Annotated in this window: 10 protein-coding genes; 6 read left to right on the top strand and 4 right to left on the bottom strand. The window is 68.8% G+C overall.

Translation table 11 applies throughout. The features are described 5' to 3' along the window. Positions 1-52 precede the first annotated feature (52 nt). The 3 genes from LXE91_RS38420 to LXE91_RS38410 form a co-directional block, all read right to left on the bottom strand. Complete coding sequence (locus LXE91_RS38420) at positions 53-3,193, bottom strand: efflux RND transporter permease subunit (RefSeq protein ID WP_039341309.1); 3,141 nt, start codon at positions 3,191-3,193, stop codon at positions 53-55. Beyond that, entirely contained in the window at positions 3,190-4,308 is a 1,119-nt protein-coding gene (locus tag LXE91_RS38415) for an efflux RND transporter periplasmic adaptor subunit (protein ID WP_039341307.1), read from the bottom strand. Before LXE91_RS38415 ends, LXE91_RS38420 begins: the two co-directional genes overlap by 4 nt. A gap of 82 nt (positions 4,309-4,390) precedes the next feature. Further along, on the bottom strand, positions 4,391-5,008 hold the full coding sequence (locus LXE91_RS38410) for a TetR/AcrR family transcriptional regulator (RefSeq protein ID WP_039341302.1): 618 nt from the start codon (positions 5,006-5,008) through the stop codon (positions 4,391-4,393). Positions 5,009-5,085: 77 nt separating this feature from the next. Here LXE91_RS38410 and LXE91_RS38405 point away from each other — a divergent pair, with 77 nt between their 5' ends. From LXE91_RS38405 to LXE91_RS38390, 4 genes are all read left to right on the top strand, one after another. Beyond that, complete coding sequence (locus LXE91_RS38405; protein ID WP_039341299.1) at positions 5,086-6,546, top strand: efflux transporter outer membrane subunit; 1,461 nt, start codon at positions 5,086-5,088, stop codon at positions 6,544-6,546. A gap of 81 nt (positions 6,547-6,627) precedes the next feature. Next, positions 6,628-7,083 carry a Rossmann-fold NAD(P)-binding domain-containing protein gene (locus LXE91_RS38400; protein ID WP_200162066.1) on the top strand — a complete coding sequence of 152 codons (456 nt, stop codon included), beginning with the start codon at positions 6,628-6,630 and terminating at the stop codon, positions 7,081-7,083. A gap of 32 nt (positions 7,084-7,115) precedes the next feature. After that, positions 7,116-8,321, top strand: coding sequence for a zinc-dependent alcohol dehydrogenase (locus tag LXE91_RS38395; protein ID WP_039341296.1), 1,206 nt, complete (start codon positions 7,116-7,118; stop codon positions 8,319-8,321). A gap of 29 nt (positions 8,322-8,350) precedes the next feature. Beyond that, positions 8,351-8,674 carry a four-helix bundle copper-binding protein gene (locus LXE91_RS38390; RefSeq protein WP_095145977.1) on the top strand — a complete coding sequence of 108 codons (324 nt, stop codon included), beginning with the start codon at positions 8,351-8,353 and terminating at the stop codon, positions 8,672-8,674. 9 nt (positions 8,675-8,683) lie between these two features. On the opposite strand, the gene LXE91_RS38385 is transcribed toward LXE91_RS38390, so the two are convergent. Then, positions 8,684-10,276, bottom strand: coding sequence for a PAS domain-containing hybrid sensor histidine kinase/response regulator (locus LXE91_RS38385; RefSeq protein ID WP_039341293.1), 1,593 nt, complete (start codon positions 10,274-10,276; stop codon positions 8,684-8,686). A gap of 258 nt (positions 10,277-10,534) precedes the next feature. Here LXE91_RS38385 and LXE91_RS38380 point away from each other — a divergent pair, with 258 nt between their 5' ends. Together LXE91_RS38380 and LXE91_RS38375 are read left to right on the top strand one after the other, a co-directional pair. Then, positions 10,535-10,903 carry a hypothetical protein gene (locus LXE91_RS38380; protein WP_039341376.1) on the top strand — a complete coding sequence of 123 codons (369 nt, stop codon included), beginning with the start codon at positions 10,535-10,537 and terminating at the stop codon, positions 10,901-10,903. 187 nt (positions 10,904-11,090) lie between these two features. Beyond that, positions 11,091-11,981: a BON domain-containing protein gene (locus LXE91_RS38375; protein ID WP_039341290.1), complete on the top strand. Its 891-nt coding sequence runs from the start codon at positions 11,091-11,093 to the stop codon at positions 11,979-11,981. Positions 11,982-12,214: the final 233 nt, after the last annotated feature.

Genomic DNA, 12,214 nt, shown 5'->3' with positions numbered 1-12,214 from the left:
CCCGGAATTCGACATGCCTGCATCCTCCGATACGGCGAACCGGCGGGCGTCATCAATCGCGCGCATCCAGCGCGGGCTGAAGCGCGGGCTCGGCCGGCGCTGCCGGTTCATGGCCGCCGTGGCGCGCGGCGGTGGAATGGCCGGGCCGGATCCTGAACCAGATCGCATACATCGCGGGCAGGAACACGAGCGTGAGGACCGTCCCGGCGAACGTGCCGCCGATCAGCGTGTACGCGAGCGTGCCCCAGAACACCGAATGCGTGAGCGGAATGAACGCGAGCACGGCCGCCATCGCGGTAAGAATCACCGGGCGCGCCCGCTGCACGGTCGCTTCGACGACCGCGTGGAACGGATCGAGTCCCGCGTGTTCGTTCTGGTGGATCTGGCCGATCAGGATCAGCGTGTTGCGCATCAGGATCCCCGACAGCGCGATGAGGCCGACCAGCGCATTGATGCCGAACGGCTGCCCGAACAGGATCAGCGTCGGCACCACGCCGATCAAGCCGAGCGGGCTCGTCATGAACACCATCACCATCGCGGAGATCGAGCGCACCTGGAAGATGATGATCACGAGCGTGACCGCCAGCATGATCGGGAAGAGCGGCAGCATCGCCTTCGTGGCCTTGCCGGATTCCTCGATGGAGCCGGCTTCCTCGATTCGATAGCCGCTCGGCAGCGCGGCGACGATCGGCTGAAGCTGCTTCGTGATCGCGGCCGACACGTCCGGCGGCTGCAGGCCGTCGGCGATGTCGCCGCGCACCGTGAGCGTCGGCACGCGATCGCGCCAGCGCATGATCGGCTCTTCCATCCGCACGTCGACCTTGCCGACCTGCGACAGCGGGATGCGCTGCCCGTTCGCGCCGGCGAGCGTGAAGTCGTCGAGCCGCGCCGGGTCGAGCCGCGTATCGCCGCCCGAGCGCGCGATCACCTGTACGGTCCGGATATCCTCGCGTACCGCGGTGACGGGCACCCCGGTCAGCAGGAACTGCAGTTGCTGCGCGACCGCGCTGGACGTCAACCCGACTGCCTGCAGGCGGTCCTGCTGCAACGTAAAGTGCAGCGTCGGCGCGCGCGTGCCCCAGTCGGCATTGACCGTGCGCATCATCGGGCTGCCGTGCATCACACGCTCGACGTCGGTTGCGATACCGCGCAGCTTGTCCGGATCGGGGCCCGTGATCCGGTAGGCCACCGGGAACGGCGAATAAGGGCCGAACACGAGCTGCGTCACGCGCACTTGCGCTTCGGGCGCGAGGCCGTCGGCGATGGCGCGCCGCAGCCGCGCCTTCAGCGCTTCGCGCTCGTCCTGGCTGTCCGTGCGGATCACGATCTTCGCGAACGACGGATCGGGCAGCTCCGGCCCCATCGCGAGATAGAAGCGCGGCGCGCCCTGGCCGACGTACGCGGTGACGATCCTCGCTTCCTTCTGCTTCGCGAGCCACGCCTCGACCTTCTGCGTGGCGGCGCTCGTTTGCGTAATCGACGTGCCGTACGGCATCTGCACCTCGATCAGTACCTCGGGGCGATCGGAGATCGGGAAAAACTGCTTCTTCACGATCGCCATGCCGAGAATCGCGAGCACGAAGAGGGCGACGACCGAACCGGCGACGAGCCATTTGCGGGCGATCACGCGCGTCAGCAGTTGCCGGAAGCGGTTGTAGCGGGGCGTGTCGTAGATCGCATCGTGGCCGCCTTCGAATTTCCTGAGGTTCGGCAGCATCTTCACGCCGAGGTACGGCGTGAACGCGACGGCGACGACCCACGATGCGATCAGCGCGATTCCGACGATCCAGAACATGTTGCTCGTGTATTCGCCGGCGGTGGAGCGCGCGAAGCCGTTCGGCATGAAGCCGACCGCGGTGACCAGCGTGCCGGCCAGCATCGGCGCGGCCGTATGGCTCCACGCGTAGGCTGAAGCAGCCACGCGGTCGTAGCCTTCCTCCATCTTCACGACCATCATCTCGATCGCGATGATCGCGTCGTCGACCAGCAGCCCGAGCGCGAGGATCAGCGAGCCGAGCGTGATGCGGTCGAAGTTCTTGCCGGTCGCGGCCATCACGACGAACACGATCGCCAGCGTCAGCGGCACGGCCGCGGCGACGACGAGCCCCACGCGCCAGCCCATGCTGACGAAGCTCACGAGCATCACGACGAGCAGCGCGGCGAAGAACTTCACCATGAACTCGTCGACGGCCGAGCTGATGTTCACCGACTGGTCGGTGACCTTGGTCAGGCTCATGCCGAGCGGCAGCGCCGCGTTGATCGCGCCGACTTCGCGGTCCAGCGCGCGGCCGAGCTCGAGCCCGTTCCAGCCGTCGCGCATCACGACCCCGAGCAGCAGCGCGGGTTCGCCGTTGTTGTGGATCAGGAACGTGGACGGATCTTCGTAGCCGCGCTCGACGGTCGCGATGTCGGACAGTTTCAGCGTGCGGCCCTGCGAGACGATCGGCGTGTCGCGAATCTTCTGCAGCGTGTCGAACGCGCCGTCCACACGAATGAAGATCTCCGGCCCGCGCGTCTCGACGGAGCCGGCCGGCGTCAGCAGGTTCTGGCCGTTGAGCGCGGCGAACACGTCCTGCGGGCTCACGCCGAGCGTCGCGAGCCGGTCGTGCGACAGCTGCACGTAGATGCGCTCCGCCTGCTCGCCGATGATGTCGACCTTCTTCACGCCCGGCACGTGCAGCAGCCGCTGGCGCTGTGCCTCCGCATCGCGCACCAGCAGGCGCTGCGGTTCGCCCTTGGCCTTCAGCGCGAACAGCGCGAACGTGACGTCCGCGTATTCGTCGTTGACCAGCGGGCCGATCACGCCGGCCGGCAGATCGTTCGATACGTCGCCGATCTTCTTGCGCGCCTGATAGAACTGCTCCTGCACTTCGGACGGCGGCGTGCTGTCGAGCAGCGTCAGCGTCGTGAACGCGAGGCCGGGGCGCGTGTAGGTTTCGCTGCGGTCGTACCAGCGCAACTCCTGCATGCGCTTCTCGATCTTTTCGGTCACCTGATCGTGCATTTCCTGCGCAGTCGCGCCCGGCCATGCGGTGACGATGGTCATCACCTTGACGGTGAAGGCCGGATCCTCCGCGCGGCCGAGCTTGAAGAACGACACGAGCCCCGCGAGCGAAATCAGGCAGATCAGGAACAGCGTGATCGCACGCTCGCGCACCGCGAGCGCCGACAGGTTGAAGCGGCGTTCGCTCACGGCCGTCCTCCTTCGCTCGCGAGCGTAGCGGCCGGTGCCGACACGCGGACCGCTTCGCCGTCATGCAGCAACTGCGCGCCGAGCGCGACGACCCGGTCGCCCTGCTTGAGCGCGCCGGACACGCGTGCACTGTCGTCGTCCAGATGCTCGACCGTGACCGCCCGCCACCCCACCTTGGCGGGCTCGCCTGCGACGACCCATACGCCGGGCCCTTTGCCCCCGTCCAGCAGCGCGCCGATCGGCACCTGCAGGCCGGCTTGCGGCGCCGCGCGTGCGTCGTCCGGTATGCGGATCGTGACGGTCGCGCCCAGCGGCGCGGCGGCCAGCGGGCCTTGCAGCACGTAGCGCGCTTCGAACGTGCGCGTTCGCGCATCGGCGGTATCGGAGAGCTGGCGCAGCGTGGCGGGGACACTCGAGCCCGGCTTGCCGAACAGCTCGGCCTGCGCGACGGACCCGACCGCCGGGCGCAGCGTTTCCGGCAACTGGATCACGGCTTCCCGGCTCCCGGCGTGCGCGAGCCGCACCACCGGCTGGCCGGCGCTGACGACCTGACCGGGCTCGGCGAGCGTTTCCATTACGACGCCGTCGCCGTCCGCGACGAGTTCCGCATAGCCGGTCGCATTGCGCGCGACGCCGGCGTCGGCCTCGGCCGCGCTCAACTGGGCTTTCGCGGCATCGGCCGCCGCCTTGACCTGGTCATAGGCCGATGCCGATATCGCGCCGGTGCCGCGCAGATCGCGGTAGCGCGCTTCGTCCTCGGCGGTCTGCAGTGCGCGGGCCCGTGCCGCGGCCACGGCTTCGTCGCGTGCGCGCGCCGCGAGCTTCAGGTCGACGGGATCGATCCGCATCAGCGGCTGGCCGCGCCGGACGGTTTGCCCGGTATCGACGAGCCGCGCCAGCACCTTGCCGGACACGCGGAAGCCGAGGTCGCTCTGCACGCGGGCGGCGACGGTGCCGGTAAACGAACGGGACGCGGGCGCGGCTGCCTGGACGATGGCGGTACGCACGAGCGGTGCCTCCGTGCGCGGATCGGACGGCGCTTTTCCGCTGCAGGCGGCTAGCGCGAGGGGCAGTGCGGAAGCGACTGCGAGGAGAGCGAGGCGACGCCGGACCATGAAAGACCCACTGACGAAGTGAACGGGGCTTTCATTCTGTATCTAGTGACTAAAATAGTCAATGGTCACAAATGGTGTCGGGTCACGGGGCGAGGCTGCGGAGCACCAGGCTGGACAACTGCGCGGGCGCGGCGTCAGTCGTGTCGAGGTTGTACTGCAGCAGCAGCGGATTCAGGTACGGCCGCATCACGAGGTAGATCGCCGACGCGGTTTCGTCCAGCGGCGTCTTGCGCTCGAACTCGCCGCTTTGCCGGCCCGCCTGCAGCACGTCCTGCAGCAGCTTCTGCACGCGCGCCTCGTAGGCCTGCACCGACTGCCAGTTGCCGGTGGCGGCCGACGCGGCGATGTCGTACAGCTTGCGGTCGCGGAAGAACAGCCGCAGGCTCGCCTCGGTAAAGACCTTGAACATGCGCCGCAGCTTTTCGGTCGGCAGTTCCGCTTCGGCGACGGCGGTGCGCACGTCGGTTTCGATTTCGTGCAGGCAGTTCGCGCAGATCATCTCGCCGATTGCCTGTTTCGACTCGAAGAACTTGTAGATATAGGCCTTCGAGAAGCCGATGGACTTCGCGAGGTCGGACACGGTCGTCTTCTCGTAGCCATACCGGCTGAAGTGCTCGGTGGCGGCGGCCACGATCTGATCGCGCACGTCATGATCGGCCGGACCGCGCGCGGGCACGGGGGAAGCGGAGGTTTCTTTCATGGATTGCGGCTGGCAGGGATGGACAACGAGTGACTATTTGGTATTATAGTCACTACCTGGTCTTTGCTGAAACCGTCATGCTACCGAAACCCATCGTTGCCGCGGTGCTTGCCGCGCTCCTGTCGGCGGGATGCGCCGTCGGTCCCGACTACGTGCGGCCGGATGTCGCGATGCCGCAGCGCTTCCTGGGCCAGCGCGCCGTGGAGCAGCGGCACGCGGCGGCTGACGCGGAGCTCGCGACGTGGTGGACGGGCTTCGGCGATCCGCAGTTGACCCGGTTCGTCACGCTCGCGCTCGCGCAGAACCTCGATCTCGCGCAGGCCGCGGCACGCGTGACGCAAGCGCGTGCCGGGCTCGGTGCGGCCAATGCGGCGCTGCTGCCGTCGGGCAACGTGACGGGTCAGGCCGCGCGCGTCTACCAGTCGGTCGAAACGCCGTTGGGGCGCGTGCTGAATTCGACGCCCGGTTTCGACCGTCACGGCAACGACTACGAGGCCGATTTCAACGCGAGCTGGGAGGTGGATGTGTTCGGCGGGTTGCGCCGCGGGCGGGAAGCCGCGCTCGCCGACTATCAGGCATCCGAAGCGGCGGCGGTCGCCACGCGCCTGGCCGTCGCCGCGCAGACGGCGGACATCTACATCACGATTCGCGGGCTGCAGGGCCGGCTGGAGGTCGCGCGGCATCAGGTGCAGACCGAGCAGGACCTGTTGTCGACCATCAACCTGCTGTATGGAAAGGGGCTCGCGGCGGAGCTTCAGGTCAGGCAGGCCGAAGGCGCGCTCGCCCAGGTTCGCGCAACGGTGCCGGTACTCGAAGCGGCGCTGGACGCGGCGATGAATGCGCTCGACGTGATGCTCGGCTCGCAACCCGGTACGTATCGCGCGGAATTGCTCGACGGCGGCGACGTGCCGGTTGCACCGCGGCTCGCCGCGACGGGCACGCCGGGCGAACTCCTCAGGCGGCGGCCCGACCTGATCGTCGCCGAGCGGCGCCTGGCGGCATCGAACGCGCGCATCGGCGTGGCCATTGCCGAGTATTACCCGAAGTTCTCGCTGAGCGGGTTGATCGGCAGCGCGACGACGATGGGCGCGGGCAACCTGTTTGCCGGCGGCGCGAACCAGGCTGCCGGTGTGCTCGGCTTGCGCTGGCGTTTGTTCGACTTCGGGCGGATCAATGCGCAGATTGCCGACGCCAAAGGGAAGGATGCCGAAATGCTGGCCGCGTATCGGCTCGCGGCGCTGCATGCCACGGAGGACGTCGAGAACGCGTTCTCGGCACTCGTCAAACGCGACGAACAGGCGGCCGTTCTCGCCGGCGGCGTGGATTCGCTCGGCCGCGCGAGGGCCGCATCGTTCGCGGCGTACCAGAAGGGCGTCGTCAGCCTGATCGAAGTGTTGCAGGCCGATGAAAGCCTGCTGCGCGCTTCGGACGAGCGCGTGCAGGCGAAAACCGAAGCGGCTCGGGCGTCGGTGGCTGCGTTCAAGGCGCTCGGCGGAGGATGGCAAGGGGCGGCGCCTGAGGCTGTTGCCGGTCGGTAACGGCCGTACGTAGCGATGCCGTGGCGGGGTGTGGCGATTGTCGAGCCGGGCGCGTTTCGCACCGGCTGGGCGGGGCGTTCGATGGTCGAATCCCCGATCCGGATCGACGACTACGTGGAAACGGCGGGAAAGCGCCGCGCGGCGACCCGCGCGGTTGCGGGCAAGCAGCCCGGCGGCCCGGCGCGCGCGGCGCTCGCGATCATCGCCGCGTACGAAGCCGCCGCGCCGCCGCTGCGCCTGCTCCTCGGCGGTGCCGCGTTGAAGGTCGCGCCGGCGCGGCTTGATGCGCTGCGCGACTTTCAACGCGTGGGCGGAAACGACGAGGCGCGCAGACGTTCCGGACCAGAGGTAATTGGCCGCAGCCGGCACGTTGCGATCGGCGTGGCATCAACAAAGGCCGGGCTGAAGCTCGAGCGCGTCCCCCACACTCTCAACGACGCACTTGGCGCCGTAACGGATGAATGCTCCCCGCACCGCGGCGCGCATTCAGATGATGCGCATCAGGGCTCATTCCTTGCTCGATTGCGTTCTCGGTAGTTCCGAGAACGTTCGAACAAGGAGAGCCTGACATGAAAGCAGTCGTATTTCACGGTATCGGCGACATTCGCATCGACACGGTGCCCGATCCCGAAATCACCGAGGCGACCGACGCGATCGTGCGCCTGACGGCCAGCGCGATCTGCGGCACCGACCTGCACATGGTGCGCGGCACCCTCGGCGGGATGAAGCCGGGCACGATCCTCGGCCACGAGGGTGTCGGCATCGTCGAGACGGTCGGGCGCGACGTGCGCAACCTGCGGCGCGGCGACCGTGTGCTGATTCCATCGACGATCGCATGCGGCAGTTGCGCGTACTGCCGCGCGGGCTACACCGCGCAATGCGATGTGGCGAACCCGGGCGGCCCGCGTGCGGGTACCGCATTCTTCGGCGGCCCGGCCGACAGCGGCGCGTTCAACGGGTTGCAGGCCGAATACGCGCGCACGCCGCTTGCGCACGCGAGCCTGATCCGGCTGCCGGATGCGATCGATGACGATCGCGCGATCCTGATGTCGGACATTTTTCCGACCGGCTATTTCGGCGCGCAGCTCGCGGAAGTGCGCCCGGGCGATACGGTCGCCGTGTTCGGCGCAGGGCCGGTCGGCCAATTCGCGATCGCGAGCGCGAAGCTGATGGGCGCCGGGCGCGTGATCGCGGTCGACCGCATTGCGTCGCGTCTCGAGATGGCGTGCGCGCAAGGCGCGGAAATCGTCGATTTTGCGGAGGACGATCCGGTCGAGACGGTACTGCGGCTGACGGGCGGAATCGGCGTCGATCGCGTGATCGACGCGGTGGGCGTCGACGCGATGCGCGCGACGCACGGGCCGGCCGCGGCCGATCGCGACGCGGCGCAGGCATTCGATGCGGAAGTCGATGCGATCGCGCCGCACCGCAAGCCGGACGGCCGCAACTGGGTGCCGGGGGACGGACCGTCGCAGGTGCTGCAATGGGCGGTGCGCGCGGTCGCGAAAGCCGGCACAGTGGCGGTGATCGGCGTGTATCCGCCGGCGTCGCGCGTGTTTCCGATCGGCGATGCGATGAACCGCAACCTGACGATCAAGATGGGCAACTGCAATCACCGCACGGTGACGCCGCCGCTCGTCGAACTCGTGCGCAGCGGCGCATTCGACCCGCTGTCGGTGCTCACGCGCTGCGAGCCGCTGACGAATGCGATCGATGCGTATCGCGCGTTCGACACGCGCGAGCCGGGCTGGATGAAGGTGAAGCTGACGCCATGACGATGCCGACCGAAACAGTGAGGACTGCGATGAACGATCAGTACGACACCTGCATGGCCGCTTGCGACGCGTGCGCACACGCATGCGATACGTGCGTGGCCGCGTGCCTCGCCGAACGCGATACGCATGCGCTGGCCGACTGCATCGCGCTCGACATCGAATGCGCGCAGCTGTGCCGCTTCGCGTCGGGTGCGATGGCGCGCCGCAGCGTGCTCACGCCCGGCGTCTGCGCGCTGTGCGCACAAGCATGCGACTTGTGTGCGGCCGAATGCCTGCGGCATGCGCACGATCATTGCCGCCGCTGCGCGCTCGCGTGTGAAGCATGCGCGGCGATGTGTCGCGTGGTGGCTTGAGCACGGCGGTCACGGGGTGTCGCGAACGCCGCGCGCGACGCGCTGCAGCAGCGCGTCGAGCACGGTTATTTCGACGGGCTTCACGAGGTGCTCGTCGAAGCCGGCGCGTTCGGTGCGCTCGAGGTCCGCCGCGCTGGCGTGTCCCGACAGCGCAACGCAGGTCGCGTCGCGCAGCGCGTCGATCGCGCGCAGTTCGTGCAGCAGCGTGAAGCCGTCGACGTCGGGCATCGTGAGGTCGAGGATCATCAGCTGCGGCGCGTAGTCGCGGGCGAGCGCCAGAGCGTCGTGTGCGTTGTAGGCGACGCGCGGCGCGTGTCCTTTCACCTGCAGCAGCACGGCGAGCGTGTCGGCCGAATCGCGATTGTCGTCGACGATGAGGATACGGAGCGGCGTCGTGCCCGTCCGCGCGGGCTTGACCGGCTCGCGCACGTCACCGTGTGTCGCGCGGGCCACGCGGTCGACTGGCAACCGCACCGTAAACGTCGCACCGTGGCCGGGGCCGTCGCTTTCGGCCGAGATGCGCCCGCCGTGCAGTTCGACGAACGTCCGGCAGATCGCGAGACCCAGCCCGAAGCCGTCGGTCGGCCGCCGGCCCGCTCCGCTTTCCTGCTCGAACAGGTCGAAGATGGTTTCGAGCGCGTCGCGCGCGATGCCGACGCCCCGATCGGTCACGCGGATCGCGACGACCGGCCCCTCGATCCGGGCGCCGACGTCGATGCGTCCGCCGAACGGCGAGAACTTCGACGCATTGTCGAGCAGGTTGTGCAGCACCTGGACGAGCCGCGCATCGTCGCCGTGCAGCGGCACGGCATCGGACGGCAGATCGACGTGGATCTGCTGCCCGCGCGCGGCCAGCTTCGGCTGGATGCTTTCGACGCCGCGGCACACGATGTCGCGCACGTTAATGGGGCGGTCGTCCAGCTCGAGCTTGCCGGCGGTGATGCGCCCGACGTCAAGCAGATCGTCGACGAGCCGCGTCAGTTGCGTGACCTGACGATGCACGGCATCGCGGCACTGCGCGAGCGCGGGTGCCGGGTTGGCCAGGCTCTGCAGTACGCCGACCGAATGGCGCAAGGGCGAGAGATGGTTGCGCAGCTCGTGCGCGAGCATCGCGATGAACACGCTGAGCCGGTGCGTCGACGCTTCGAGCTCCTCGAGCCGCTTGCGCTCGGTCATGTCGCGCGTGATCTTGATGAAGCCGCAAAGCTGGCTCGAGTGATCGTGCACCGGCGTGATCGTCACGCTCGCCCAGAATTGCGAGCCGTCCTTGCGCACGCGCCACCCTTCATCCGCGAAGTGGCCGTTGGCGGCCGCTTCGGCGAGCCCGAGCGACGGCCGGCCGGCCGCGATCGCGTCGGGTGGATAGAAGCGCGAGAAGTGGTGGCCGACGATCTCGGCGGCGCGATAGCCCTTGATGCGCGCGGCCCCCGCGTTCCAGGTCGCGACGTTGCCGTGCGGATCGAGCATGAACACCGCGTAGTCGGTGATCGACTCGACCACCGTCTGGAACCGGAACTCGGCGAAGCGGTGCAACAGGTCGCGCGCGTCGGATTGCCCGAGCGGCGGGGGAGGCGAGAGAGGATCGATGTCGTCTTTCATCATCGGAGCAGCTTGGCGAAGATGGGTGGGCAAGCGCCGACCGGCCGCCGTCGGGCGGGCCGGCGGCGGCAGTACGAATCGGATTGGCACCCCGAAAGCATAAGGGAACTCAATTCGGCTGATCAATGGGTGCGCATCGGTCGTGCCGATCGTCGTGCGCGCCGCGCGCAATCGGTTCCGGGTTGCGGTGCGGCATGCCGATTGCACGCGCATCCGTTCCGCAAGCCGCGCCGCGGCCGCGAGCCTCGCAAGGAGAACGACATGAACAGCACGCTGAACCCCGACAACGAACCGTCCGCCCCGGACGACGACAATGCCGGCCGCGGCCGCGACGGCCGCGCACTGGGGCCGAGCGATTCGTCCGACAGCGGCAGCGACACGGCCGGCGCGCGGCGTCATCCGTTCGACGTCGATTCGCCGCTCGACGATCACGCGCTCGAACGCGGCGATGCATCGCTCGACAGCGATACGGACCGTGCGGGCACTGGCGAGCGCGCGTCGGCGGACGGCGATTCGACGCTCGACGAAGGGATGGACATCAAGCCGGACCGCACCGAGCGGCTGAGCGAGCCCGGTCGCACGACGGAACCGGATGACGGGGACGAAGCGGGCGATGACGGCACGCCGTGACGCCCGGCACGCAAAAACTGCAATCGCATTGCAGAATCTCGCGTCCGGCAGCGGATCGACGTCGCGATGCGCGTCCGTCTTCCGTCGGCCACGACATCGGCACGCGACTTGCGTTCGACCTGACCGACGTGCGCCGTGACGCGGCATGGGGCCGGGCGCGGCGCAGGCGCGATCAAGGAGGGACACGATGCAACGACGATATCCCGGACGGCACGGCGAACGCGGTGGCCCGCCCGACTGGCAGGAGCGCGACGAACGCGCATACCGAGGCGCCGGCGAGCGCGGAATCCCGGGCGATCCCGCGCGATGGCCCGAAGCGGGCGACGAGTCGGCGTACGGCCGCTTCGCCAGCGAGGACGTCGGTCCGGAAGACTGGGGCAGCGAATGGACCGAACGCTCGGCGCGGCCGGTCGGTCAGCGGCGCGGCGGGGCCGATGCGGGCTGGCAGGGCGACTTCCAGCGCGAACCGGCGCGCGAGCCCGAACCCGGCTACGGCGAGCGCGACCGTCGCGCGCAGGGCCGCGACTGGCGGGAGAGCCCGTACAGGGAAAGCCAGTACCGCGGCGTTCCGCCGGAATTTCGCGGGCAGCACCGGATGGGCGGGTACGACAGCGAACGCGCCCAGGGTGATCCGCGCGACTATCCGCGCTACGGCGGCGAAGCCCGTGACCGGTCGCGGTTCGGCAGCGAAGCCGAACGCGACGCGCTGCGCAATCGTCGCGGGCCGAAAGGCTATACGCGGTCGGACGAGCGGATCCGCGAAGATGTTTGCGAGCGGCTCGCGCATGCACTCGACATCGACGTGAGCGACGTCACGGTGCAGGTGCAGGACGGCCGCGTCGAACTGGACGGCACGGTGCCGGCGCGATGGATGAAGCACGGCATCGAGGATCTGGCCGACGGCTGCATGTGCGTGCGCGACGTCGAGAACCGCGTGCGGGTTCGTCGTGAGGGCGAGCACGATTCGGGCATGGTGCTGCATCCCAACCAGCGGACCGTGACGCCGACGCAGCCGGCCGTGCTCGATCCCGAGCCGGGCACCGTCGGCCAAGACCGCGAGCGCAAGCCGCACCACTGAGCGCTCGTGCACGAAACGGTGCGCGCTGAATCGCCTCCCGCGCGCATGACGACGGGGATCGACGAGACGCCGCCCGGGCGGTGCTCGTCATCGTCGTCGGCCAGTGCGGCGGCGGCTTCGTCACGTTCGCTATCGACGCGGGATGCACGGCCCCGTGTTCACGCGCCGGCGGATGCGCGGCCGGCGGCGCGTGACGACACGGGCACTACACGGGCACTACACGGGAGGCCGAG

Origin of the sequence: Burkholderia contaminans (assembly GCF_029633825.1) — a bacterium.
Lineage (GTDB): Bacteria > Pseudomonadota > Gammaproteobacteria > Burkholderiales > Burkholderiaceae > Burkholderia > Burkholderia contaminans.
This window is presented reverse-complemented; position numbering and strand designations above follow the sequence as displayed.